The organism is Streptomyces sp. NPDC001668 (assembly GCF_042893155.1).
Taxonomy (GTDB): Bacteria; Actinomycetota; Actinomycetes; order Streptomycetales; family Streptomycetaceae; genus Streptomyces.
In genome coordinates this window covers 26,587-52,011 of record NZ_JBIAUQ010000027.1, presented here as the reverse complement: position 1 = coordinate 52,011, position 25,425 = coordinate 26,587, and the positions used below count along the sequence as shown (strand labels likewise).

23 protein-coding genes are annotated in these 25,425 nt (G+C 70.7%); 20 read left to right on the top strand and 3 right to left on the bottom strand.

What is annotated here, in order from left to right; genetic code table 11:
- Window positions 1–118: 118 nt before the first annotated feature.
- The 9 genes from ACFYZ8_RS44490 to ACFYZ8_RS44450 all read left to right on the top strand — a co-directional run bounded on the left by ACFYZ8_RS44490 (window position 119) and on the right by ACFYZ8_RS44450 (window position 7,875).
- A complete protein-coding gene (locus tag ACFYZ8_RS44490; RefSeq protein ID WP_388542352.1) occupies window positions 119–763 on the top strand; it encodes an HAD family hydrolase in 645 nt (214 codons plus the stop codon).
- Between the two features lie 69 nt (window positions 764–832).
- Window positions 833–1,516, top strand: coding sequence for a VC0807 family protein (locus ACFYZ8_RS44485; RefSeq protein ID WP_388542354.1), 684 nt, complete (start codon window positions 833–835; stop codon window positions 1,514–1,516).
- Between the two features lie 66 nt (window positions 1,517–1,582).
- Complete coding sequence (locus tag ACFYZ8_RS44480) at window positions 1,583–2,797, top strand: MFS transporter (RefSeq protein WP_388542356.1); 1,215 nt, start codon at window positions 1,583–1,585, stop codon at window positions 2,795–2,797.
- Complete coding sequence (locus tag ACFYZ8_RS44475) at window positions 2,748–3,920, top strand: acetoin utilization protein AcuC (protein WP_359039428.1); 1,173 nt, start codon at window positions 2,748–2,750, stop codon at window positions 3,918–3,920. Before ACFYZ8_RS44480 ends, ACFYZ8_RS44475 begins: the two co-directional genes overlap by 50 nt.
- Before the next feature lie 176 nt (window positions 3,921–4,096).
- Window positions 4,097–4,912 (top strand): phosphatase, encoded by an 816-nt coding sequence (locus ACFYZ8_RS44470; RefSeq protein WP_359039426.1) that lies wholly within the window; start codon window positions 4,097–4,099, stop codon window positions 4,910–4,912.
- Window positions 4,913–5,041: 129 nt separating this feature from the next.
- Window positions 5,042–5,251, top strand: a complete 210-nt coding sequence (locus ACFYZ8_RS44465; protein WP_016437488.1) for a helix-turn-helix domain-containing protein — start codon at window positions 5,042–5,044, stop codon at window positions 5,249–5,251.
- 178 nt (window positions 5,252–5,429) lie between these two features.
- On the top strand, window positions 5,430–5,528 hold the full coding sequence (locus tag ACFYZ8_RS44460) for a 30S ribosomal protein bS22 (protein ID WP_003948845.1): 99 nt from the start codon (window positions 5,430–5,432) through the stop codon (window positions 5,526–5,528).
- 218 nt (window positions 5,529–5,746) lie between these two features.
- The gene (locus ACFYZ8_RS44455; RefSeq protein WP_359039424.1) at window positions 5,747–6,808 is read left to right on the top strand and encodes an NAD-dependent epimerase/dehydratase family protein; all 1,062 of its coding nucleotides are present in this window, start codon (window positions 5,747–5,749) and stop codon (window positions 6,806–6,808) included.
- Window positions 6,809–6,822: 14 nt separating this feature from the next.
- Window positions 6,823–7,875, top strand: coding sequence for a lysophospholipid acyltransferase family protein (locus ACFYZ8_RS44450; RefSeq protein ID WP_388542359.1), 1,053 nt, complete (start codon window positions 6,823–6,825; stop codon window positions 7,873–7,875).
- Window positions 7,876–7,944: 69 nt separating this feature from the next.
- Here the strand turns inward: ACFYZ8_RS44450 and ACFYZ8_RS44445 are convergent, their stop codons facing one another.
- The 3 genes from ACFYZ8_RS44445 to ACFYZ8_RS44435 all read right to left on the bottom strand — a co-directional run bounded on the left by ACFYZ8_RS44445 (window position 7,945) and on the right by ACFYZ8_RS44435 (window position 11,390).
- Window positions 7,945–9,165, bottom strand: coding sequence for a DUF5667 domain-containing protein (locus ACFYZ8_RS44445; RefSeq protein ID WP_388542361.1), 1,221 nt, complete (start codon window positions 9,163–9,165; stop codon window positions 7,945–7,947).
- A gap of 233 nt (window positions 9,166–9,398) precedes the next feature.
- Window positions 9,399–10,172, bottom strand: coding sequence for an ECF subfamily RNA polymerase sigma factor, BldN family (locus tag ACFYZ8_RS44440; protein ID WP_356096583.1), 774 nt, complete (start codon window positions 10,170–10,172; stop codon window positions 9,399–9,401).
- A gap of 315 nt (window positions 10,173–10,487) precedes the next feature.
- Window positions 10,488–11,390 carry an HAD family hydrolase gene (locus ACFYZ8_RS44435; RefSeq protein ID WP_388542363.1) on the bottom strand — a complete coding sequence of 301 codons (903 nt, stop codon included), beginning with the start codon at window positions 11,388–11,390 and terminating at the stop codon, window positions 10,488–10,490.
- Window positions 11,391–11,484: 94 nt separating this feature from the next.
- On the opposite strand from ACFYZ8_RS44435, the gene ACFYZ8_RS44430 reads away from it, so the two are divergent.
- The 11 genes from ACFYZ8_RS44430 to ACFYZ8_RS44380 all read left to right on the top strand — a co-directional run bounded on the left by ACFYZ8_RS44430 (window position 11,485) and on the right by ACFYZ8_RS44380 (window position 25,369).
- Complete coding sequence (locus ACFYZ8_RS44430) at window positions 11,485–11,772, top strand: glutaredoxin family protein (protein ID WP_388542365.1); 288 nt, start codon at window positions 11,485–11,487, stop codon at window positions 11,770–11,772.
- 235 nt (window positions 11,773–12,007) lie between these two features.
- A complete protein-coding gene (locus ACFYZ8_RS44425) occupies window positions 12,008–12,781 on the top strand; it encodes a redox-sensing transcriptional repressor Rex (RefSeq protein ID WP_359039413.1) in 774 nt (257 codons plus the stop codon).
- A complete protein-coding gene (locus tag ACFYZ8_RS44420; protein ID WP_388542367.1) occupies window positions 12,778–14,487 on the top strand; it encodes a glutamyl-tRNA reductase in 1,710 nt (569 codons plus the stop codon). The genes ACFYZ8_RS44425 and ACFYZ8_RS44420 overlap by 4 nt, the downstream gene beginning before the upstream one ends.
- Window positions 14,484–15,443, top strand: coding sequence for a hydroxymethylbilane synthase (gene hemC / locus ACFYZ8_RS44415; protein WP_359039408.1), 960 nt, complete (start codon window positions 14,484–14,486; stop codon window positions 15,441–15,443). The genes ACFYZ8_RS44420 and hemC overlap by 4 nt, the downstream gene beginning before the upstream one ends.
- A complete protein-coding gene (locus tag ACFYZ8_RS44410; RefSeq protein WP_359039406.1) occupies window positions 15,440–17,143 on the top strand; it encodes a bifunctional uroporphyrinogen-III C-methyltransferase/uroporphyrinogen-III synthase in 1,704 nt (567 codons plus the stop codon). Before hemC ends, ACFYZ8_RS44410 begins: the two co-directional genes overlap by 4 nt.
- A gap of 184 nt (window positions 17,144–17,327) precedes the next feature.
- Window positions 17,328–21,278: a helix-turn-helix domain-containing protein gene (locus tag ACFYZ8_RS44405; RefSeq protein ID WP_388542369.1), complete on the top strand. Its 3,951-nt coding sequence runs from the start codon at window positions 17,328–17,330 to the stop codon at window positions 21,276–21,278.
- Between the two features lie 352 nt (window positions 21,279–21,630).
- Window positions 21,631–22,281, top strand: coding sequence for a hypothetical protein (locus tag ACFYZ8_RS44400; RefSeq protein ID WP_388542371.1), 651 nt, complete (start codon window positions 21,631–21,633; stop codon window positions 22,279–22,281).
- An 84-nt stretch (window positions 22,282–22,365) separates the two neighbouring features.
- Complete coding sequence (locus tag ACFYZ8_RS44395) at window positions 22,366–23,244, top strand: glycine betaine ABC transporter substrate-binding protein (RefSeq protein ID WP_388542373.1); 879 nt, start codon at window positions 22,366–22,368, stop codon at window positions 23,242–23,244.
- Between the two features lie 41 nt (window positions 23,245–23,285).
- Window positions 23,286–23,645, top strand: coding sequence for a hypothetical protein (locus ACFYZ8_RS44390; protein ID WP_359039398.1), 360 nt, complete (start codon window positions 23,286–23,288; stop codon window positions 23,643–23,645).
- Between the two features lie 81 nt (window positions 23,646–23,726).
- Entirely contained in the window at window positions 23,727–24,719 is a 993-nt protein-coding gene (gene hemB, locus ACFYZ8_RS44385) for a porphobilinogen synthase (RefSeq protein ID WP_359039396.1), read from the top strand.
- Between the two features lie 293 nt (window positions 24,720–25,012).
- Window positions 25,013–25,369: a DUF805 domain-containing protein gene (locus tag ACFYZ8_RS44380; protein ID WP_388542375.1), complete on the top strand. Its 357-nt coding sequence runs from the start codon at window positions 25,013–25,015 to the stop codon at window positions 25,367–25,369.
- Window positions 25,370–25,425 lie beyond the last annotated feature (56 nt).

Genomic DNA, 25,425 nt, shown 5'->3' with positions numbered 1-25,425 from the left:
TGGTACTGCAGGGGGGACCCTGTGGGAGAGTAGGACACCGCCGAACAATTTTTGGGAAAACCCCCGTGCCATTCGGCACGGGGGTTTTCTGCGTTCAGGGTCGTTTAGGGTCAATGACATGCGCTATGACCTCGTCATCTTCGACAACGACGGTGTCCTCGTCGACAGTGAGCCGATCTCCAACCGGCACCTGGCCGCCTATCTGACGGAGCTCGGGCACCCGACCTCCTATGAGGACTCCGTCCGGGACTACATGGGGTCCGCCATGCACCGGATCCATGACCTCGTCCTGGAGCGGACCGGGCAGCGGTTGCCGGCGGACTTCGACGACGTCTTCCATGCGAGGGTCTTCGCCGCGTTCGAGCGGGAGTTGAAGGCCGTGGCCGGCGTCACCGGCGTACTGGAGAAGCTGACCGCCGACGGGGTGCCGTACTGTGTCGCCTCCTCCGGGAGTCATGCGCGGATCCGGGTGGGGCATCGGGCGGCCGGGCTGGACCGGTGGTTCGACGACGCGCGGATCTTCAGCTCGGAGGATGTGGGGCGGGGGAAGCCGGCGCCGGATCTGTTCCTCCATGCCGCCGCGCGGATGGGGGTCGAGCCCCGGCGGTGTGTGGTGGTCGAGGACAGTCCGCTGGGGGTGCGGGCGGCCAACGCGGCGGGGATGGACGTGTACGGGTTCACCGCCATGACGCCTCCGGACAAGCTCGCGGGTGCCACTCAACTCTTCTCCGGCATGGGCGAGTTGGTGGACCTGCTCGTCTGACATTTGTCATGCCGAGGTCCGGACGATCGTTTCTACTGGCACCCCCTCGCCGGACGAGAAGCTGAGGGCATGACGACGAAGACGAACTCGAAGCGCGCGAACCTGGTTCCTCTGATCGTGGACGTGGCGGTGCCGATCGGGGCGTACTACCTGCTCAAGGACGGGCTCGGGATGAGCACGCTGATGGCGCTGGGCCTCAGCAGTGTCGTGCCCGCGGTGCGGACCGGCTGGAGCGTGGTGAAGGAGCGGACGGTCAACGGCCTCGCCGCCCTCATCCTCGTGGTGAACGTCGCGGGGCTGCTGCTCAGCTTCGTCGCCGGTGACCCGCGGCTCATGCTCGCCAAGGACAGCGGGGTCAGCAGCGTGGTCGGGATCGGCATCCTCGTCTCTGTGGCGCTGGGGAGGCCGATGATGACCGCGGGGATGAAGCCCTGGCTGGTGAAGGGCGTCGCGGAGCGGGAGGCCGCCTGGACGCGGCTCCTGGAGGGGTCCGCGGACTTCCGGCGGGCCGAGCGGCGGTTCTCCGTGGTGTGGGGTGTCGTACTGCTGGCGGAGTGCGTGCTGCGGGTCGTGGGGGCGTACACGCTGCCGGTGGACACGATGGTGTGGCTCGGGTCCGTGGTCATGGTCGTGTCGATGGCGGTGGCGTTCCTGGTCAGCGGGGCGATCGGGGCCGGACCCATGGCCCGGATGCTGATCGCCGAGACCCGGGTGTGCGCTCCCGCGAGGCCCGAGGTCGCCCTCGCCCGATAAAGCTGAGGGAAATTCATCTTTGGCTGGATCTACCCACGAGTACGCCGGGGCCCTACGCTCGCCGCCATGACAGATGTGCTGCGGCGCGGTAGGGCCTCGCTGGCGTTCAGCTTCTTCGCGCAAGGTGTTGCCTTTGCTCTGCTGGTGACGCGGATCCCCGCCATCCAGGACCGGTACGGCGTCTCCGACGCGCTGCTGCCGGCGTTCCTGGCCGCCGTGCCGATCCTCGCCGGGGTCGGAAGCGTCTCGACCGAGCACCTGGTGAAGCGAATACGGCCCAGCCGGCTGCTGCGGTTCGCCCAGCCCGTCGTGCTCCTGGCGCTGCTCGGGGTGGGGGCCGGGGACACGACGGTCGAACTGGGGGTCTCGCTCGCCGCGTTCGGGCTCGCCGTCGGCATGCTCGACGCGTCCATGAACATGCTCGGAGTGAGCCTGCAGCGGTCGTACGGGCGCAGCATCATGCTGAGCTTCCACGCGGTGTTCAGTCTCGGCGGGATCGTGGGGGCCTCGCTCGCCTGGGTGGGGGCGCACTGGCATCTCGCGCTGTTCGTGTCCTACCTGCCCGTCGTGGTGGTGCTGGCGCCGCTGTGCCTGGTGGGGAGCCGGTGGTACGTCGACGGGGACGGCGCCGCGGTGGAGGAGAAGGCGGCGGGGGGTGGGGACGGGATCGTCTTCAAGTTGCTGCTGCCGCTGTGCCTGGTGATGACCTTCGCCTATATCGGGGACTCCACCGTCTCCAACTGGAGTGCGAAGTACCTCCAGGACGTGCTCGGGAGCAGCGAGCAGCTGGCGACCGTGCCGTACAACGTCTACATGGTGACGACCCTGCTGGGGCGGGCCATCGGGGACTTCGGGGTACGGCGGTTCGGGGCGGCGACGGTCGTACGGGCCGGGGCGCTGGTGGCGGCCGGGGGGTTCGCGGTGGTGGCCGTGGCGCCCGGGCCGTGGGTGGGGATGCTCGGGTTCACGCTGCTGGGGCTGGGGCTGTGCGTGCTGGTGCCGCAGACCTTCGCGGCGGCCGGGCGGTTGTTCCCGGGGGCCTCGGATGCGGCGGTCGCGCGGCTCAATGTCTTCAACTATGTGGGGTTTCTGGTCGGTTCGCCGTTGGTGGGGGCCTTGGGGGACGCGTGGAGCTATCGCGGGGCCATGCTGGTGCCGATGGTGTTGGTGCTGGTGACGCTGGTGTACGCCAAGTCGTTCGCCGCTCAACCGGACCGATACGGTGGCGGGCATGAGCGGCCGCGCACAGCTGATGTGGGACGAGGCAGTAACGGGCTATGACTTCGGCCCGGACCATCCGATGGACCCGGTCCGGCTCGACCTGACCCGGCGCCTGGTGGACGCCTTCGGGCTGGACCGGGACGTGGAGGTCGTGGCCGCGAAGGCGGCGGGCGAGTCGACGCTGCGGCTCGTACACCGGGAGGACTACGTCGAGGCCGTGAAGGCGGCTTCCGTGGACCCGGAGGCGGCCGACCAGTCGTACGGGCTCGGGACGATGGACGATCCGGCCTTCGCGCGGATGCACGAGGTGTCCGCGCTGATCGCCGGGCAGTCGGTGGGGGCCGCGGAGGCCGTGTGGCGGGGGGACGCGCTGCACGCGGTGAACTTCGCGGGCGGGCTGCACCATGCGATGCCGGGTGGGGCGTCGGGGTTCTGCATCTACAACGACGCCGCGCTGGCGATCGCCCGGCTGCTGGAGCTGGGGGCGCAGCGGGTCGCCTATGTGGACGTGGACGTGCATCACGGGGACGGGGTGCAGGCGGCGTTCTGGGAGGACCCCCGGGTGCTGACGATCTCCCTGCACGAGCATCCCCGGACGCTCTTCCCGCAGACCGGGTGGCCGGAGGAGACCGGGGCGGACTCGGCCGAGGGCAGCGCGGTGAACGTGGCGTTGCCGGCGGGGACGGGGGACGCGGGGTGGCTGCGGGCGTTCCACGCGGTGGTGCCGGAGCTCATCGCCGACTTCCGGCCGGATGTGCTGGTGACGCAGCACGGGGCGGACACACACTTCGAGGATCCGCTGGCTCACCTCGCGGTGTCGCTGGACGCCCAGCGGGCTGTGCAGGTCGCCTGCCATGAACTGGCGCACGAGTACGCCGGGGGGAAGTGGATCGCGCTCGGGGGCGGGGGGTACGCCGTGGTGGAGGTCGTGCCGCGGTCCTGGACGCATCTGGTGGGGATCGCCGCGGGGCGGGAGATCGAGCCGGAGGCCGTGATTCCTGAGGGGTGGAGGCAGGAGGTGTTCGCCCGGACGCGGCAGTTGGCGCCGGCGCGGATGACGGATGGGCGGTGGCCGGTGTCCTACGCGTCGTGGGATGCGGGGTACGACCCTGCGGATCGGCTGGATCAGGCTGTGCTGGCTACTCGGCGGGCGGTGTTTCCGTTGCGGGGGTTGTTGGCGTAGCGCGTTGTGGGGTGCCGGGTGCGGTTGTGTGGCGGCCGCGGGTGCGGTGGGGCTGGTCGCGCCCACGCGGCGGAGCCGCATATCGACAGGGCCCCGCGCCCCTGAGTTACTCCGACTGAGCGGCGTTCCTCGGTTCCCGTCCCCTCCTCACCCCTCCATCCGCCACCATCACTCCCGTGTTGAGCACCGGTGCCCTCCGCGCCCATCTGCTGGCCGCTCGTCTCGCCGGGCCCGTGGCCACCTCCCGTGAGGAGAGTCTGCGGAGTTATCGGTTGTTCGCGGCGCGCGATCCCAGGGTGCTGATCGGAATTGATCCTGAATGGTCCTGGAATGAGCGGGATTTGATCGGGCTCATGGCCGACAAGTGCGGGGTTTCCGGCGATCCGAGGCACACAAGTGGCCGTGATGTGATCGATCCTGAACGGACGCTCGTCGCGCTCGACGCCTTCGCCGAGCGCCTCGCGGCAGTTGCCCAGCGCAGCGGGCCCGTGCTTCTCGGTACCGGCCATCCGCACCGGCTGCTCGGGTTCTACGCCGCCGTCGCGGACGCCCTCTCGGCGGCGGGATGTACCGTCCTCACCCCTGCGCATGGTCGCCGTGTCGACATAACGACCCGGTTCGGTCTACGCACGTACAACCTTGACTACGTACGAGGAGTCGCGCTCGTGCGGGCGCCGGACGCGGAGAGCTCCGGTTGTGAGCCCGGCGCACACACGCACTCGCCGCTCCCGGTTCGTATCGCCCTGGCGGCCGCGACGGAGAGTGGCGGGCCGCTTCCCGAGCTCGTGATCGGGGATCACGGATGGGTCTGCGGAGCAGGTCAGCTGGGGTTTGAGGCCATTGGGCTGGCGGATACGGATGACCCCGCGCTCTTTGTGGGGGAGGCCGAGGGGGCCGTGTCCGTCGTCGTTCCACTTGATGACGCTGTGCGGTCTGATTACTACCTGCCGCTGACCCGCTACGTACTCAATCGAGCGTGTCTGTCACAGTAGGCCGCCGATGGGTGCACCTCTTCCCCACTTGCATCACCCGCCCCTACATTGGGGAGTGAGCACGCAGCGACGAAGAGTCACCGGAAGGGGAAGCCGGTGGCCGTCGAGTGCGGAAGGTTCAGGTGTGTCATGGCTGCTGAACAGAGGCCTCTGAGCGAGGTTCAGTTCCTTACCGTGGCGGAAGTCGCCTCGGTGATGCGAGTGTCGAAGATGACCGTGTACCGGCTGGTGCACAGTGGTCATCTGCCCGCGATCAGGGTGGGACGGTCCTTCCGTGTCCCCGAGAACGCGGTTCACGAGTACCTCCGCGAGAGCTATGTGGGGGTGGAGACGGCCTGACGGCGAGCGGACTCGGGGAGGTTCCAAGGGGGCCTCAGGGCACTCGTGGACCCCTGCCGGATCTCCCCGGTTCACCTCGATTACGACCTCAGCGCTCGGGCGGGTAGGCTAACCCCTCGTAGGTCGTGTGGGCCCATGATGCCCAGCACCGAGTGATGAGAAGTGAGCGAGGGTAGTCGTGGGCTCTGTTATCAAGAAGCGGCGCAAGCGGATGGCTAAGAAGAAGCACCGCAAGCTGCTCAAGCGCACGCGCGTTCAGCGTCGCAACAAGAAGTAAGCGACGCCGCGGAAGCGTGTTTGTGGCCCCCCACCCAATGCCGGTGGGGGGCCACACGCGTGTACCGGGCGGGCCGGTGGGCTGGATGTCGTCACCTCATGCAGTGGGCGGTCATCACAGCGCAACATCGACCCGCTAAGTTGGCGGAACACGGGGAACGCGGCACAGGACTGGGGCTGTACCAGAGCGGGACTACGGCTGGAAGGAAGGCGCTGATCTTGGGAAAGGTCGTGCTCGTGACCGGGGTGGCCCGACAGCTGGGGGGCCGGTTCGTACGACGCATACAGCGTGACCCGCAGGTGGACCGGGTGATCGCCGTGGACGCGGTGTCGCCGGAGCATCATCTGGGCGGTGCCGACTTCATCCAGGCCGACATCAGACAGCCCGGCATCGCGCGGGTGCTGGCCGAGACGGCCGCCGACACCGTCGTACACCTGGACGTGACGGCGATGGCGCTGGGCAGCGGGAGCCGGACCACGGTCAAGGAGACCAACGTCATCGGCACCATGCAGCTGCTGGGGGCCTGTCAGAAGTCGCCGAACGTGCGGCGGCTCGTGGTGAAGTCCAGTACGAACGTGTACGGGTCCGCGCCCCGCGATCCGGCCGTGTTCACGGAGACCACCCCGCCCAAGTCCCTGCCGTCCGGCGGCTTCGCCAAGGACACCGTGGAGGTCGAGGGGTATGTGCGGGGCTTCGCACGGCGGCGCCCCGACGTGGCCGTGTGTGTGCTCAGGTTCGCCAACATCCTGGGGCCGACGGCCGACACCCCGCTCGCCTCGTACTTCGCGCTGCCGGTGCTGCCGACCGTGTTCGGGTACGACCCCCGGTTGCAGTTCGTGCACGAGGACGACGTGATCGAGGTGCTCAGGATCGCCTCCCACGAACCGGAGCGGGGCACGCTCAACAGCGGCACCTTCAACATCGCGGGCGACGGCGTCCTGCTGCTCTCGCAGTGTTCCCGGCGGCTCGGGCGGCCCACCGTGCCCCTGCTGCTGCCGGCCGTCACCTGGGCCGGCTCGCTGGTGCGTACGCTGGGAATGACGGACTTCTCGCCCGAGCAGATCCGGCTGCTCACCCACGGCCGGGTCGTGTCGACGGTCCAGATGCGTGAAACGCTCGGATTCCGGCCGAAGTACACGACGGCCGAGACCTTCGCGGACTTCGCGCGCAGCCAGGGCCCCGGGCTGCTGCCGCCGGAGGCCCTCGCGGGGGCCGTCGACCGGATCGCCGCGCTGCCCCTCGCGGGTGGCGGCCACCCCCCGACGCAGAGCGCCAACTGAGGAGCGCATCAACGATGGCGGACGCCAAGGTCATTCCGTTCGACGACGACCGGTCCCGTGCAGGCGCCGTACAGCGGCCGGCGCGGCGCCGGAGCGCGGGGAGCCGGCGCAAGGGCACCGAGCCCGCGCTGGTCCGTGAGGTCCAGCCCCTGCCCAGCGGGCCTTCCGCGCAGGATGATGTTCCTGTGACGCGTGAGGAACAGCCGCCGCAGCAGGCGCATGACGAGGGCGGCCTGGAGCGGCGGATCGCCGGGGGCCTCAGTTTCCTGCGCCGCCGGCTCACCGGGGACTACGAGGTCGACGACTTCGGCTACGACGAGGAACTCACCGACCAGGTCCTGATGTCGCTGCTGCGGCCGGTGTACGAGAAGTACTTCCGGGTCGAGGTGAAGGGCGTCGAGAACATCCCGGCGGAGGGCGGCGCGCTGATCGTCGCCAACCACTCCGGGACGCTGCCGCTGGACGGCCTGATGATGCAGGTCGCCGTCCACGACCACCACCCCGCGAACCGGCATCTACGGCTGCTCGCGGCGGACCTGGTGTTCATGCTGCCGGTGGTCAACGAACTCGCCCGCAAGGCCGGTCACACCCTCGCCTGCGCCGAGGACGCCGAACGGCTGCTGGGGCGCGGTGAACTGGTCGGGGTGATGCCGGAGGGCTTCAAGGGCATCGGCAAGCCGTTCAGCGAGCGCTACAAGCTGCAGCGCTTCGGCCGGGGCGGGTTCGTCTCCACGGCCCTGCGCCAGCGCACCCCGATCATCCCGTGCTCGATCGTGGGCGCGGAGGAGATCTACCCGATGATCGGCAACGCGAAGACCCTCGCGCGGCTGCTCGGCTTCCCGTACTTCCCGCTGACGCCGACCTTTCCGTGGCTCGGCCCGCTGGGCGCGGTCCCGCTGCCGACCAAGTGGACGATCCAGTTCGGCGAGCCGATCCCGACGGACGGCTATCCGCCGGAGGCGGCCGAGGACCCGATGCTGATGTTCAACCTGACCGACCAGGTGAGGGAACAGATCCAGCACACGCTGTACAAGCTCTTGGTGCAGCGGAGGTCGGTGTTCTTCTGATCTTGTTCGTTGTACGTCGTTGGGGGCGCCCTTCTCAGGAAGGGCGCCCCCAACGACGTACTGGGAGGGCTAGTTCGCGTCCTCGCCGTTGATGCCCAGGCCGGGGAGGAGGCCCGGGAGGAGGGGCGGGACCGTGACGTCCGGGTCGGCTGACGGGGACGGGGAGGTCGAGGTGGTGCTGCCGGTGTCCTTCGGGGGGTCCAGGAGGCCGCCGGTGCTGCCGCCGATCAGGCCGTCGTCCGTGCTGCCGGACGGGGCCGACTTGCTGGGGTTGCCGCCGCCGCTGTGCTCGGAGGAGCCGCCGGTGCCCGGGGCCGTCGAGCGGCCGGAGCCGGTCGAGGTGTCCGAGGACGCCTGGCCGGAGCCGCCCTGCCGCCTGCCGCCGCCCTTGTCGCCGCTCTGAGCCGGGGGCTCGGGGAGCAGGGACTGGAGCGGGGCGACCTCTTCGTCTATGGCGTCGAAGACCTCGGACACCTGCTCGCTGACGTCGCCGAGCTGCATGGGGAGCCGGTCGCGGAGCGCGCCCCAGGCCTCGCGGTGCGAGCGGGAGAAGCCGGCGAGGGCCTGGATGGGGCCCAGGGAGTCCGGGTCGCGCTCGTAGGCCGCGTGCAGCAGGCGGTGGCCCTCGGCCGCGTCGTGCTGCATACCGGACAGGGTGCGGCGGATCTCGCCCAGGGACTCGTGGTCGAGGTGACCGCCCCGGCCGCGCTCCATCAGGCGACGGGCCTCGCTCAGCCGGGTGGAGGCCTGGTCGAGGTAGGCGACACCGCGCTCGTCGTCCCCGTCGGACAGGTGGTTGAGCTTGAAGTCCTCGATGCCGCGCTTGAGGCCGTACAGCGAGTCCCCGGGCAGAGCGTCCGAGCTGGCCGCGGCGACTCCGCCGAAGGCTCCGGCGGCGACCGAGACGCTCAGGCCGCCCGCGGCCAGGCCCTTGGTGAGCCGGGAGCGCGGGCGCAGTTTCCCGAGCGGGCTCGCCCGGTGGGTGCCTCCCGCCCGATGGGAGCGCTGCTCGGGGACCGCGGGTTCCCGCCCGTCGCCCTCCAGCAGCATGGCCTCCATCGCGGCCACCAGCTGGGCTCGCTGGACGACCTTGACCTCGGGGTCCAGCTCAGGCCTGGGCAGCTCGCCGAGACACTCCGCGAGGGCCAAAAGACGGCCCGGATCGGGGTGTTCCGCGGCGGCCGGAGCTGGTCCTTCGGACTGCTCGGCCGCCGGTTCCCGGTCGGACTGCTCCTCCAGAGCCTGGGCGAAGGCGTTCGCCCGCCGGTGCGCCGATACGTTCGCGATCACTGGCGGCACCTCCTCTCGTCATGACGGTCGACTCCCCAGGGGGTCCTGAGGGTTGCACACCCTGAACGCAAGCACCCGATCGAGTGATCGGAGTCGGCCAGGGTGTGACCACAGGGAGCCTGCATCCCGCACAACGAGCGGCGTGGCACTTGGGTTACGGACTGAGGATGATCGGATCGGGGAGTCAACGGACTTTCACCGAGAGCGAGTTGATGGTTACCGGGCGTGCGCTCTCAGCGGGCGTCGTCCGGGAGGAGCCGGGCCAGGGTGCGGACGGCCCGGTACTGGAGGGTTTTGATGGCGCCCTCGTTCTTGCCCATCACCCGGGCGGTCTCGGCGACCGAGAGGCCCTGGAGGAAACGGAGGGTCACACACTCCTGCTGCTGTGGATTGAGCCGGCGGACGGCGTCCAGCAGCGCGGCGTTGGAGAGGGACTCCAGGACGGAGTCCTCCGGGGAGCGCTCGACCTCGTTGGCGTCGAGCATCTCGCCGGTGGTGACCTCGAGCCGGAACCGGCTCGACTTGAAGTGGTCGGCGACGAGGTTGCGCGCGATCGTGACGAGCCAGGCGCCGAAGTCGCGGCCCTGCCAGGTGAACGTGCCGATCCTTCTGAGCGCACGCAGGAACGTCTCGCTCGTCAGGTCCTCGGCGGTGGCCTTACCTCCTACCCGGTAATAGATGTACCGGTACACCGTGTCGCTGTACTGGTCGTACAGGCGGCCGAAGGCGTCGGCCTCGCCGGCCTGGGCGCGTTCGACCAGGTCCATCATGCGGGCGCTGTCGCTGTCCGCGGCGGGACGGCGGGCCGGTGCGGCACCGGTCGAACGCCCTCGTCTGCCGACGGCCGCGGAACCGTCGGCCAGTGCGTAGCACGGGCCGATCGGTGCCGCGGCTACGGCGAGGGCGGGGACGGCGTACGCGGTGGGGACGAAGCCGCGCAGCAGGTCCTGGACCGTTGCGCGCAGCGTAGCCAGGCCCGAGGCGTCAACCCCGACGTGTGGGTACACGGGACTCCCAGAGGCAGAGCTTCCATCACGTGCAGTGCGGGACCGTTCACCCGTCGTAGCGACGGAAGGGGTACCGGATTGCGTCTGAGGAGAATAACGCTTAGTGCAGGCGCTGCTACACCCAGTTGCTCTATTCATCGATTACGTCGCTTCTGTAACCGATTGGGAGCAGTTCAAGTACCGCAGAGTGACCAGTTGTTGATCGAAAACGGTCACGTTCTGCCAGGGAACGGGGCGTGTTGTGGCCGTGTGCAGCCAATGTGCCTGCACACGGAGTTACGCGTACAAAACCCGGGGATTGGTGTGTTTGCCCGGTTACCGGCGGCGCTTGTGCAGGGCGATCGCCGCGGCGGTACCGCCCGCCACCGCTCCCACGCCCGCCGCGGCCGGGATGCCGACCTTCGCCGCCTTGCGGCCGGTGCGGTAGTCGCGCAGTCGCCAGTCCAGTTGACGAGCGTGCTTGCGGAGCTTGGTGTCCGGGTTGATGGCGTAGGGGTGGCCCACCAGGGACAGCATCGGGATGTCGTTGTGGCTGTCGCTGTACGCCGCGCAGCGCGAGAGATCGAGCCCCTCCGCCGCCGCCAGGGCCCGGACCGCCTCCGCCTTCGCGGGGCCGTGCAGGGGCTCGCCGACCAGCTTGCCCGTGTAGACGCCGTCGATGGACTCCGCCACCGTGCCGAGGGCGCCGGTGAGGCCGAGGCGGCGGGCGATCACCTGGGCGATCTCCACCGGGGCGGCGGTGACCAGCCACACCTTCTGGCCCGCGTCGAGGTGCGCCTGCGCCAGCGCGCGGGTGCCCGGCCAGATGCGCTCGGCCATGTACTCGTCGTAGATCTCCTCGCCGATCGACTGGAGTTCGGCGACGCGATGGCCCTTGACGATGGAGAGCGCCGAGTCGCGGGCCTCCTGCATGTGTTCGGGGTCCTCGGAGCCGGCCAGCCGGAACCAGGCCTGCTGCCAGGCGAAGCGGGCCAGGTCGCGGGTCTCGAAGAACTTCCGCTTGTACAGGCCGCGGCCGAAGTGGAACAGGGACGCGCCCTGCATCACGGTGTTGTCCAGGTCGAAGAAGGCGGCGGCCTTGTCGTCGCCCAGGACCGGGAACGCGGGTTCCTCTTCGGGCACCGACTTGCGCGCTGCCTCCGCCGAGGCCTCGCCTGCCAACACGCTCCGCGCCGTGGCGGAGCGCCTACGGGGAGTGAGCCATCCGAGAGCGGCCATGGCGTGAGCATAGCCAGTCTGCTCGGTGGTTCCGGAGTCGAGAGGTTTGGAAGGTGTGAACTCTCCGCGACTCCGCCGTTAAACACGCGGGAGAATGGCCGGCATGAGTCCCATCTTCCGCCGAAAGCAGGCCAGGGCCCCCGAGGACCGGCTCGTCACCCTGATCCGCAAGCCGGGTTGCCATCTGTGTGATGACGCACAGCTGGTGATCGAGAAGGTATGTGGAGATCTCGGGGTTCCCTGGGAGTACAAGGACATCGACCAGGATCCTCAACTCCACGAGCAGTACTGGGAACAGATCCCGGTCGTACTCGTCGACGGTGAGCAGCACACGTTCTGGCGGGTGGACGGGGAACGCCTCCGCAAGGCCCTGACCGACTAGTCCAACTGGTGCGGCCGGTCGCTTAGGATCGATGGCGAAGTGGTCTTGGGGGCAGGATTGACGAGGGAAGTGTGCGGTTTTGCCTCCGAGAGAGACGCGCGTGACCCCGGTCACGTTGGCCGGGCAAATCGGACACCATCTTTGTGCACGCGTTCACAAAGACATAGCCTGCATTCGACGGGGCGGTCCGGGGACGTGTGACCGCCTACAGCCCCGCTCTACCCGCAGGAGCACCGTGGCAACTGGCCGAACTCACCGACCGGCGACCCGTAGCCGAGGGATTCCCGAGGCCACCGTCGCCCGCCTTCCGTTGTACCTCCGCGCGCTGACGGCACTGTCCGAGCGCTCGGTACCCACGGTCTCCTCCGAGGAGCTCGCGGCCGCGGCGGGGGTCAACTCCGCCAAGCTGCGCAAGGATTTTTCCTACCTGGGTTCTTACGGAACGCGCGGTGTCGGCTACGACGTCGAGTATCTCGTCTACCAGATCTCGCGTGAGCTGGGCCTGACCCAGGACTGGCCGGTTGTGATCGTCGGTATCGGTAACCTCGGCGCCGCTCTCGCCAACTACGGCGGGTTCGCGTCCCGTGGGTTCCGGGTCGCCGCGCTGATCGACGCCGATCCGGCGATGGCCGGAAAGCCCGTCGCGGGCATCCCGGTGCAGCACTCGGACGACCTGGAAAAGATCATCGAGGACAACGGCGTGTCCATCGGTGTCATCGCGACCCCCGCCGGTGCCGCCCAGCCGGTCTGCGACCGGCTCGTGGCCGCCGGGGTCACCTCCATCCTGAACTTCGCGCCGACCGTGCTGTCCGTGCCGGACGGCGTCGACGTGCGCAAGGTCGACCTCTCCATCGAGTTGCAGATCCTCGCCTTCCACGAGCAGCGCAAGGCCGGTGAGGAGGCCGCCGCCGGTTCCGACGGAGCCGGTCCGGCCGCCGCGGGCCGCGGTGCCTCCGCCGCCGCCGACAAGGGGCCCGACGGGGACGTACCCGCCGTGATGCCGGCATGAGTCTCCTCGTCGTCGGACTGAGCCACCGCAGCGCGCCGGTCAGCGTGCTGGAGCGGGCGACGCTGCATGCCGATGCGCAGGTGAAGCTGGTCCAGGACACGGTCGCGGCGGAGCCGGCCACGGAGGCGGCGGTGCTCGCCACGTGCAACCGCATCGAGCTGTACGCCGACGTGGACAAGTTCCACGCGGGCGTGGCCGAACTGTCGACGCTGCTCGCGCAGCACAGCGGGGTGGGGCTCGATGAGCTCACTCCTTATCTGTACGTGCATTACGAGGACCGGGCCGTCCACCATCTGTTCTCCGTGGCCTGTGGGCTCGACTCCATGGTCGTGGGGGAGGGGCAGATCCTCGGGCAGATAAAGGACTCCCTCGCCCGGGCGCAGGAGCTGCACACGGCCGGGCGGTTGCTGAACGACCTCTTCCAGCAGGCGCTTCGGGTCGGCAAGCGGGCGCACTCCGAGACCGGGATCGACCGGGCCGGGCAGTCTCTGGTGACGTTCGGGCTGGAGCAGCTGGCCTCCGGCACGGCTGTGCAGGACTGGGCTCTCGGCAAGAAGGCGCTGGTCATCGGGGCCGGGTCGATGTCCTCGCTGGCCGCGGCGACGCTGGCGCGGGTCGGGGTGGCGGAGATCGTGGTCGCCAACCGGACCGCTGAGCGGGCCTCGCGGCTGGTGGAGATCCTCAACGACGCGGACGACACGGACGTGGTTGCCCGTGCGGTACCGATGGACTCGGTGTCGGACGAGCTGACACGTGCCGATGTCGTGGTGTCTTGTACGGGGGCCACGGGGCTTGTTCTGACTGCTGAGGCTGTTGCTGCCGGGCGGGGGGTGGACACGCAACCCGGCGCTGACGGGGTGCCGCCCTTCCGTGGGGCGGGAGCCGCCCAAGCGGCACGACAGCCCGCCGATTCCGTGACGGAAGAGAACTGTCCGCTCGACCTGGCCCCCATACAAGCCACCCCCGGTTTCTCCGTGCTCGGCGAAGCCGCCGTCGCCGGGATGGCTGCCTCCGAGCTCGAGCAGCATGCCGCCTGGGTGGACAACGCACCCCGGCCGCAGACAGCCGTCGGCGTGGTCGATCCCGCCCAGGAAGCCGACACGATCGCCGCTCTCGCCGCCACCGCCGCTGCCATCGGGCGGGTGCCCGAGCGGCGCAGGCCCGAGCCGGTGGCCGAGATCCCGCGGCCCGCTCCCTCGCTCTTCCTGCTCGACCTCGCCATGCCCCGGGACATCGACGCCGCCGTGCACCGGCTGGCCGGAGTGCGGCTGGTCGACATCGAGTCGCTCGCCGAGGCTTCGGCGAACGCCCCGATGGCGGCCGACGTCGACCAGGTCCGTCGTATCGTCGCCGACGAGGTCGCCGCCTTCGGGGCGGCGCTTCGGGCCGCGCACATCACGCCCACCGTCGTCGCGCTCAGGACCATGGCCGCCGATGTCGTCGCGAACGAGATCGCGCGGCTCGACGGGCGGCTGCCGGGCCTTGACGACAAGCAGCGCGGGGAGATCACGCAGACCGTGCGGCGCGTGGTCGACAAGCTGCTGCACGCGCCGACCGTACGGGTCAAGCAGCTCGCGGCCGAACCCGGCGGTGCCGGGTACGCGGACGCGCTGCGGACCCTGTTCGACCTCGACCCCGAGACGGTGGCCGCCGTCTCCCGCGCCGAGGACAGCACCACCGATGAGAAAGACCGAGGCTCGTCATGAGTACCAAGGCGCTACGGCTCGGGACCAGGCGGAGCAAACTCGCCATGGCCCAGTCCGGGCAGGTGGCGGACGCCGTGAGCCAGGTGACCGGACGGCCCGTCGAGCTCGTCGAGATCACCACGTACGGCGATGTGTCCAAGGAGGCGCTCGCGCAGATCGGCGGCACGGGTGTGTTCGTGACCGCGCTGCGCGAAGCCCTCCTCAAGGGCGAGGTGGACCTCGCGGTGCACTCGCTGAAGGACCTGCCGACCGGGCAGCCGGACGAGCTGGCGCTGGCCGCGATCCCCGAGCGCGAGGATCCGCGGGACGTCATCGTCGCCCGGGACGCCCTGAAGTTCACCGACCTGCCCCCGGGCGCCCGCATCGGTACCGGTTCGCCCCGGCGGACCGCGCAGCTGAACGCGTACGCCCGCGCGCACGGACTTGATATCGAGACGGTTGCGATCCGGGGGAACATCGACACCCGGGTGCGGTTCGTGCGCGATGGTGAGCTCGATGCGGTGGTGCTGGCTGCGGCAGGGATGCAGCGCATCGGCCGTATCGACGAAGTGACCGACTTCCTGTCGGTCGACACGGTTTTGCCCGCTCCCGGCCAGGGAGCACTCGCGATCGAGTGCACCGCGGACAACGCGGACCTGATCGCGGCGCTCGGCGAGCTCGACGACCCGTTCACACGGGTCGCCGTGACCGCCGAGCGGTCACTGCTCGCCGCCCTGGAGGCCGGCTGCTCCGCCCCTGTGGGCGCGCTGGCCGACCTGCTGGCCGACGGGCAGATTGTCAAGGAAATGCGCCTGCGGGGCGTCGTCGGTACCACCGACGGCTCGCGCATGGTGCAGTTGTCCACCACCGGTCCCGTGCCCGAGACGTACGACCAGGCAATGGCGCTCGGCCGTGAACTCGCGGCCGAGATGCTCGCCCAGGGCGCGGCCGGTCTGATGGGGGAGCGAGCACAGTGAGCCCCACCACTCTTCCCGCCGGTCCTGAACACGGGCACGTCACCTTCCTGGGTGCCGGACCCGGAGATCCGGGACTGCTGACTCTGCGCGCCGTCGAGGCGCTCACGAACGCGGACGTTCTCGTCGCCGGGCACGAGGTGCTCGACGTCGTACGCGTCCACGCTCGGTCGGGCGTCGCCGTCGTGAACACGGACACGGAGTCGCCTTCGGCTCCGCTTCCGGGCACGGGCGCGCCCCAACTGACAGTCGTTGACGGCACGTCAACAACCGCTCCCGTCCCCGCTGTACGGGATGCGGCACATCTTGTCATGGAGGCCGCGCGGGGCGGCAGGCGGGTCGTGCGTGCGGTGTCCGGGGACCCCGGGCTCGACGCGTACGCCGCCGAGGAGATGCTGGCCTGCGCCCGCGCGGGCGTGCCCTTCGAGGTCGTGCCCGGTGTGGCCGCGGCCGTCGGCGTGCCCGCCTACGCCGGTGTCCCGCTGCGGGACGCGCAGGGCGCCGATGTGCGGTTCGTGGACGCGCGCACGGCCTCCGACCGGTGCTGGACGGAGGTGGGGGTGTCGGACGGGACCGTGGTCGTGTCGACGACCCTGGACTCCGTGGGCGCCGCCGCCGGTGAGCTGGTCGCGGCCGGGCGCAAGCCCGACACCCCGATGACGGTCACCGTCGCCGGTACGACCACGCGCCAGCGGACCTGGACGGCGACCCTGGGCACCATCGCCCAGACGCTCAAGCAGGCCAAGGTGCTGCCCTCGCCCGAGGGCGGGCGGCCGGTGATAGCCGTGGTCGGTGAGCGGTCCGCCGCCGCACAGCGCGACCAGCTGTCGTGGTTCGAGAACAAGCCGCTGTTCGGCTGGAAGGTTCTCGTGCCGCGTACGAAGGAGCAGGCGGCCTCGCTCTCCGACCAGCTCAGGTCCTACGGGGCCGTGCCGCACGAGGTGCCGACGATCGCCGTCGAGCCGCCGCGGACGCCCCAGCAGATGGAGCGGGCGGTCAAGGGGCTCGTGACCGGGCGCTACGAGTGGATCGCCTTCACCTCCGTCAACGCGGTCAAGGCGGTGCGTGAGAAGTTCGAGGAGTACGGGCTCGACGCGCGTGCCTTCGCGGGGATCAAGGTCGCCGCGGTGGGGGAGCAGACGGCGAACGCGCTGGTCGCCTTCGGTGTGAAGCCCGACCTGGTGCCGAGCGGTGAGCAGTCGGCCGCGGGGCTGCTTGAGGACTGGCCGCCGTACGACCCCGTTTTCGACCCGATCGACCGGGTGTTCCTGCCGCGGGCCGACATCGCCACCGAGACGCTGGTCGCCGGGCTCATCGAGCTCGGGTGGGAGGTCGACGACGTCACCGCCTACCGGACCGTGCGGGCCTCGCCGCCGCCGGCGGAGACGCGGGAGGCGATCAAGGGGGGCGGGTTCGACGCCGTGCTCTTCACGTCGTCCTCCACCGTGCGGAACCTGGTGGGTATCGCCGGGAAGCCGCACAACGTGACCGTGATCGCGTGTATCGGTCCCGCCACGGCGAAGACCGCCGAGGAGCACGGGCTGCGGGTGGATGTGATGGCTCCCGAGCCGTCCGTGCACAAGCTGGCCGAGGCGCTGGCCGACTTCGGGCTGCGACGGCGTGCTGCCGCGGTGGAGGCGGGGGATCCCGTGACGCGGCCGAGCGAGCGGCGGCCGGGGGCCAGGCGGCGTCGTAGCACCTGATTCAGGCCGGGACCGCTCTTGGCTGCAGAGCGGTCCCGTAGTGCCGCAGTGGGGCAGGACCCGGGCGGCGTCGGCGATGGCAAGGCATCGCGGGCGCCGCCTATACTTCGACCCGATACTTTAAAGTGCAAGGAAATCGCTTGCTGGGTCTGCTGGGCTGTGTGCCCTGAAGTGAGGTGGCGTCTTGGGCCGTCCCGAACGACCGGTGGACCCCGGCGCCGGGCCCGTACAGCGCTTCGCGCACGAACTGCGGTCGCTGCGCAGGGACAGCGGATCACCGTCGTACCGGACGATGGCCCAGCGCACCGGCCTCTCCGTGACCGCCCTGTCGCGGGCCGCCTCCGGCGAGCGGCTGGCGTCGGCCGCGGTGGTGCGGGCTTACGCACAGGCCTGTGGAGCGGATCCGGACGAGTGGGAGCGCCGTCGGGAGGCCGTCGCCGAGGAGGCGGCGCCGCAGGGAGCGGAGGAGGGGGACTCGCCCTATCAGGGGCTGGCGAGGTTCGAGCCGGAGGACCGGGATCTGTTCTTCGGCCGGGACCAGCCGGCCGAGGACGCGCTGAAGCTGGTGGTGGACCACCGGTTCGCGGTGCTGCACGGCACCTCCGGCAGCGGGAAGTCCTCCCTGCTGCGGGCCGGGCTGCTCCCGCGTCTGGAAGACCTGATCCGGGAGCAGGCCTGCGAGATGGAACTCCGGCTGATCACGCCGGGGCCCCGGCCCGCCGCCACCCACGAGCGACTGCTCGAACCGGCGCCGGACGGGCCGGAACGGTTCGTGGTGGTGGACCAGTTCGAGGAGATCTTCACGCTGTGCCGGGACCGGGCCGACCGCTGGCGGTTCGTGGACCGCCTCCTGGCCGCCCGGGACCCGGCGAGCCGGCTGCGTGTGGTGATCGCGGTGGGCGGCAGCTTCCTCCCGCGGTGCGCACAGCACGACGGTCTGGCCCACGCCTTACGGCACCATGCCCTGGCCGTCCGGCCCATGACGCGGGCGGAGTTGCAGGAGGCGGTGGTCAAGCCGGCCACGGCGGCCGGACTGCGGGTGGAGCGGGAGCTCACCGCCCGGATCGTCGAGGACGCCATGGGCCGGCCCGGCGCGCTGCCGATGCTCTCGCAGGCCCTGCGGGAGACCTGGCGGAGGCGGACCAGCGGCGTTCTGACACTGGCCGCGTACGAGGCGGCGGGCGGCATCCACGGCGCGATCGCCGCGGCCGCCGAGGAGGTCTACGGCGGTCTCTCGCCCGTCCAGGCCGCCACCGCCCGGCGACTGCTGCTGGCGCTCATCACCCCCGGCGAGGGCAGCGCCGACACCCGACGCCCCGTCAGCCGCGCCGATCTGCGCGAGTGGCCCGATCCCGAGCTGCCCGTCGTCCTCGACCGGCTCGCCCGCGGCCGGCTGGTCATCCTGGACGAGGCGAACGTCGAACTCACCCACGAGGCCCTGATCACCCACTGGCCGCGGCTCCAGGGGTGGATCGAGACGAACCGGGAACGGCTGCGCGAGCACCGGCGCCTCAGCGAGGCCGCGCGGCTGTGGAAGGAGCGCGACCACGACCCCGGCAGCCTCTACCGGGGAACCCATCTCGCTGTCGCCGACCAGCTGTTCGACCGGGGCACGAGCGACCATGACCTCACCGGGCGGGAGCGGGCCTTCCTCAGTGCCTCCCGGGTCGCCGACTCCATGGAGCACTGGAAGGCGCGCCGGATACGACGGCGGATGCGGTCACTGGCGGTGGGATGCACCGCCGTCGCGGTGGGCGCGCTGCTCGCCACGCAGATCGCCTGGCAGCGCAGCCACACGGCCGATCTGGAGAACATCCGCGCCACGGCCCTGGAAGCCGCCGCCCTCGCCGCCCGGACCCAGTCGGTCGATCCCCGTACCGCCGCCCTGCTCAGCGTCGCCGCCTGGCGGCTCGCCCCCTCCCCGGTCAGCCGCGCGGCCCTGATCGGCACGCTCGCCGAAGCCGAGGAAGACGTCCTGGCCGGACCGGTGCTCGGTGACCACGACCGTGCCTTCCTCACCGACTCCGGGCGCACGCTGCTGGTGGCGGGCGCCGGCGTCTGGTCCTCCTGGGACGTGGTCACGCACCGGCCCACCGGATCGGGTGCGCTGCCCGACGACCAGGTGGCCGAGGCCGACCCGGCGGACGGGACACGGCTGCTGACCGCCGGCGGGCGTCTGTGGCAGCTGGACGCGGGCACCGGCACCCATCGTCTCGTGACGGGTGGCCGCGTCCTCGGCTTCGGGGCCGACGGACACAGCTATGTCGTACGGGACTCCGGACCGGACCCCAAGGTGCGGGTGCGCACGGTCGAGGGCGGAAGGACGGTCTTCGAGGCGGCGGGCGACGCTCGTCCCGTCCTCTCGCCGGACAACGGGCTGGTGGCCGTCTGCCGGCCGGGCCGGGCGCCGGAGGTGTGGGACACCGCCCGCGACGAGACCCGGCCGGGCGCCTGGAGGACCCTCCGGGGAGCGGACTGCTCGTCGTCGACCGTCGTCTTCGGCGCGGGCGGCACACGGCTCGCCGTGGCCACGGACACCGGCGTCCGCGTCTGGGACACCGCGAGCGGGCGACAGCTCGCCGACCTCGCGGGGCCCTCTCCCGGGCACCTCGCCTTCACGCCGGACGGAGCGTTCCTGGCCGCGTCCGGTCCCGAAGGCGTCACGGTCTGGCGGATCGCGGCGCCAGGGCTGCCGGTGCTGCGCCAGCCGGTGCCCGGGAACTCCGTCACCGCCCTCGCCTGGGACCCCGCCGGCCGGACCCTGCGCTACCTGACGGGCAGCACCGTGTACTCCCTCGACCTGGCCCCGACCCTGGCCGCGCCCTGGCGGGAGCGACCCGTGGACGCCGTCCTGCTCAGTCCGGACGGCCGGCTCCTGGCCACCGCGCGACGGACCGCGGCCGGTTACCGGCTCCGGATCCAGGAGATCCGTTCCGGCCGCGTCGTCGCCGAACAGGCCATCCCCCGCGGGGACACCGAACCCCTCGGGGCCTCCCGCCCGCTGCTGGCCTTCAGTCCGGACAGCCGCAGCATCGCCTACGGCACCGCCGCGGTGTCCGGGCCCGGGCACACCGCGCGGTTCGCGATACGCGATGTCTCACCGACCGGCCGCAAGGCCACCACGTTCGACGTGACGGGTCCGGCCGGGTCCACGGCCCGCGGCATCTTCCTCACCGCGCACGGCCGGCACCTGCTGGTCGGCTGGCGCACGCCCGCGGGCCTGCTCGCCGTGCAGATGTGGGACACCGCGCACGGGCTTCCGTGGGTGCGGTCGAACGATCCGAAGGCAGCGGTCAAGGAGGCCCTGGCCACCGGCTTCAGCGGCCGGATGACCATATCGCCCTACGCACCCGACCCCCATCCCGTGTTCATCGACGGACGGCAGACCTACGCCATCGCGGTCAGCGCCGGCGGTGCGCACACGGCCACGGGCGGGGCCTTCGGCACCGTCACCGTATGGGACCGCGGAACGGACCGGGTGCCCCGGGCCGTGATCCCCGCGCCCTCCGCCGACACCGGCTGCGCGGCCTGCGCGCGGGTCACCGCCCTGGCCTTCAGCCCCGACGGCACCACCCTCGCCATCGCCTACGGCTCGGGAACCGTGAGTCTGTGGGACCTCGACCTGAACCGGCCCCTGGGCGAGAGCCCGGCCGGCTCGGGCGACGCGATCGACTCGCTGGCCTTCGGACTCGACGGCTACCTCTGGGCCGCCGGCCCACACGTCTCCCTCCACGCCTACCCGGTCGCCCCCGCGCAGGTCGCCGCCCGGCTCTGTGCCCGCGCGGGCCGGTCCCTGACCGTCGCCGAGTGGCGGCGCTACCTTCCCGGGGTGTCCTATCGGCGCGTCTGCGACGGCCCCGGCGTGGACGACGGGTCCGCGCAGATCGAGGCCGGCCCCGGCCTCGTCGAGCCCGCCGGCACCCCCTCGGCGGCGGCCGTGCCGCCGGACACCGACCAGGCGGCACCCCTGGCCTCCCCCGATCCCGGGCCCCGGGCACAGGCGGAACTCCGGACGGACGAGAACCGGGCGGATTCCCGCGAGAAGCGGACGGCTCACGGCGAGAACCGGAAAGCGGAAAAGCCGGCGGCCGGAGAAAAGCAGACCGAGGGACCCGGTCACCGGACCTCTCGGTGACCCCGATCGGTGACGAAGGCCCACCGGCACGTCCTGTGCACCCTGCCGTGATGGTGGTGTCACACCGCCGTCTCATACCCGGCGGTAACGTCTGCGATCGCGTTGTTTACTCCTCTGACCTGCATTGATCAACAATTCCGGGGCTTCGAAAGTGGATGTCGAACGGCCCGCTCCACCGCCGGCTCTCCCCCCCCGGTTCGGTGGTGGCGCGGTCACCGTGCCGGCCCTCACACCCCCGAGGGCCGGCAAATCCAAGTAGCGCCCGCAGATCCCCGCAGCGCAGAGCAGTTACCGGATTTTCGTCAGCCGCGCTTCCCACGTCATGGGAAGCCGACTTCCCCTGGAGTATTCGATGCGATTCGCGCTCCGCTCAACCCCCACCACCCGCACCCGCCGCCTCGCCCGCAGTGCCGGTGCCGTCGCCGCCCTCGCGCTGGGCGCCTCCCTGATGGCGGCCCCGCAGTCCTACGCCGCCGACAGCCCCTCCGTCGCGGACCTCCTCCAGCGCTGCGGCTCGGCCGACGTGTGCAAGTTCCACCCGCAGAGCTACACCGCGTACACCGGCCCGGCCCACCAGGTCGGCGCCACCTACTACAACTGCACCCACGAGAACGCCACGAGCACCGTCTCCTGGGCGGACACGACCGCCACCACGAACTCGGTCGGCGTCGCGATCGAGGCGCAAATGGAGTTCTGGAAGGTCTACAAGGCCTCCGTCGAGGTCTCGTACTCCCACTCCTGGACGACCTCCCACACCAGCACCGACAGCAAGGGCATCAGCGTCCGCCCCGGATACAAGGGCTGGCTCGTGCGAGGCGAGGCCAAGCAGAAGGCCAAGGGCTGGTACGAGCTCCACTTCGGCAAGCGCTACTACGGCCACTACATCTGGTACATCAACAACTACCAGGCGGCGGGCTGGGACGCCGACCACCCCGGGAACGCCTACGTCGACGCGCATGACGCGGTGATGACGTCGGCCGAGCGCGCCGCGCACCACTGCTGAACCGTCCCGTAGAACAGCGGGCGGCCCGGCGCAGGCAACGGACCGTGCCGGGTCGCCCGCCCCCACCAGAAGTGGTGTTCCGTGATGCCAGACAGTCGTCTTCGTCCGCGCGCCGCCGTAGCCGCCGCCCTGTGCTCGCTGCTGTTCCTCACGGGCTGCGGCGGCGCGGCGAAGGGAAACAGCGCGACCGCCTACGCGGACGAGGTGGGGCCGACGGTGATCGGCACCGACGGTTCGGCCGAGAGCCGGGTCGTCGCGGCCCTGTACGGCGAACTGCTCGCCGACGCGGGCGTGAAGGTGCGTACGGCGAGCACCCGTTACTCCTCGCCCGCCGACACCACGCGGGCCGTGGCGGAGGGCCGGATCGCCCTCGCGCCCGCCTACGAGACCGCGACGCTGCGCGCCCTGCCCGCGGCCCAGACCCTGCCCGGCAACATGGCCGCCACCCTCAGCATGGCCCTGCCCCCGGGCATCGACGCCCTGCCGCCCGCGCGGGCACAGAACGGTGTCGTCCTCGCGGTCACCCGGGCCACCGCCCGCAAGCACGGCCTGCGCACCCTCGCCGACCTCGCGAAGGCCGGCCGCCTCACCCTCGGCGGCCCCGCCTCCGGCGATCCGGACGCCCCGTCGGCCGCCTCGCTGCGGAAGGTCTACGGCACCCAGCTCACCGGGACCGGTACCTCGGCCACCGCCGACGTCCTGGTCCTGCGCGGCACCGACCCCGTCATCACCCGCGACGGCCTGGTCGTGCTGACCGACCCGAAGAACGCCCTGCCGCCCGAGCACGTCTTCCCGCTCATCGGCGCCCCCTATGCGGACCTGGCCGCGAGCAAGGCCCTGGCCCGCCTCAACTCCCGGCTCACCACAGCGCAGTTGGCCGCACTGGCCGCCGCCGTTGACGGCGGGTCCTCCCCGTCCGGCACAGCGCGGACCTGGCTGCGGTCCAACGGCCTGCTCGGCTGAGCCCTCCACGCCCTTCCCCGACAGCGAAAGGCACCATCGACATGGGCAACCTCCGCAGAAAGCTCACCATCGCCGCGCTCGCCGTGGCCTCCGCCACCGGCGTCCTCGCGGCGCCCGCGACGGCCAGCGCCGCCACCGCCAACGTGCAGATCCAGATCTGCAACGACAACGGCTCCGCCCTGAAGTTCTTCCTCGTCGGCACCAACGACCAGGGCGACTGGGTCGGCTCCCGGTTCTGGGACGTCCCGGCCCACGGCTGCACCACGGCTTCGAACTACTGGTGGCAGGCCAACAGCTCGGTCGAGTTCCACTACGTCCGTCCGCCGGCCGGCTGGACCTGGCACCAGGTGTACGTCCCGAAGTCCAAGAACGGCAGGACCTTCACCTACCACCAGGGCTAGGCACGACCATCGCCCGCCCCGGGACCCGTTGCGACAGGACGTCGGCAAAGGTGCCCCCGGGGCGGGCGTAGCGTAGACGGCATGTCGAAGTACGGATCCTTCCCCGGTACGCGTCCTCGGCGGTTGCGTACCACCCCCGTCATGCGCCGGATGGTCGCCGAGACCCGGCTGCACCCCGCCGACCTCATCCTTCCGGCGTTCGTGCGGGAGGGCGTCAGCGAGCCCGTGCCGATCTCGGCGATGCCCGGGGTCGTGCAGCACACGCGGGACAGTCTGAAGAAGGCGGCCGCGGAGGCCGTGGCGGCCGGGGTCTCCGGAATCATGCTCTTCGGGGTGCCGGAGGAGTCGAAGAAGGACGCCCTCGGGACGCCGGGGACCGATCCCGACGGGATTCTGCAGGTCGCCATCCGGGACGTGCGGGCCGAGGTCGGTGACGAACTGCTCGTCATGTCCGACCTGTGCCTCGACGAGACCGTCGACCACGGGCACTGCGGGGTGCTGGACGACCAGGGGCGGGTCGACAACGACGCCACCCTGGAGCGGTACGCCGAGATGGCCCAGGTGCAGGCCGACGCGGGCGCCCATGTGGTGGGGCCCAGCGGGATGATGGACGGGCAGATCGGGGTCGTGCGGGACGCCCTCGACCAGATCGGGCGGGAGGATGTCGCCATCCTCGCCTACACCGCCAAGTACGCCTCCGCCTTCTACGGCCCCTTCCGGGAGGCCGTCGGCTCCTCCTTGCAGGGGGACCGCAAGACGTACCAGCAGGATCCCGCGAACGCGCGTGAGTCGCTGCGGGAGCTCGCCCTCGATCTGGAGGAGGGCGCCGACATGGTGATGGTCAAGCCGGCCGGTCCCTACCTCGACATCCTCGCGCGGGTCGCCGACGCCGTGGACGTGCCGGTCGCGGCCTATCAGATCTCCGGTGAGTACTCGATGATCGAGGCCGCCGCGGAGAAGGGCTGGATCGACCGGGACCGGGCGATCCTGGAGACGCTGACCGGAATCAAGCGGGCCGGCGCGCGGAACATCCTCACCTACTGGGCGACCGAAGTGGCTCAGAAGCTCGGCTGACGAAGCCGCCGGACGGCGTGTTGCGGCAACGGTTCGAGCTCGGTCCGGATACGGACGGGGCTCGTTCCGGCCAACGTCCGGATAACAGCGCCCACTTCGCTCGGTGATCTTCTGGTGTTCTGTCCGTAATCGCATCCGGATGCGGTGGATTTGTCGGGCTGCGTCCGCCCATCGGCTTGATGAAACGCTTACATCCGTCGAATTGACGAGTTCCCGACACCCTCCATATCTTCTGCGCCTGGCCTGATCCATTCGGAACGGTTCCGAACGGCGATCTCTGGGGGGACACCACCATGAGCTGGTTCATCGAAGTTCTCAAGAAGTACGCGGTCTTCAGCGGGCGTGCGCGCCGCAAGGAATACTGGATGTTCGTGCTGTTCGCCACGATCATCTACGCCGTGTTCCTCGTCATCAGCCTCGTCGCCAAGCAGCCGTTGATCGTGTTCGTCCCCATCGTCGCCTTCCTGCTGCCCGGCCTGGCCGTCACCGCGCGCCGTCTGCACGACACGGGCCGCAGCGGCTGGTGGATCCTGTTCCAGTTCGTCCCGCTCGCCGGGCCCATCACCCTGTTCGTCTTCTCGCTGCTGGACGGCGAGCCGGGCGACAACCAGTACGGCCCCAACCCGAAGCTGGCCCCGGCGCACGTGTGATGCCGTAACCGCGCTTCCAGGCCGCCCGGTCAGTACCGGGCGGCCTTCTGGTTTTC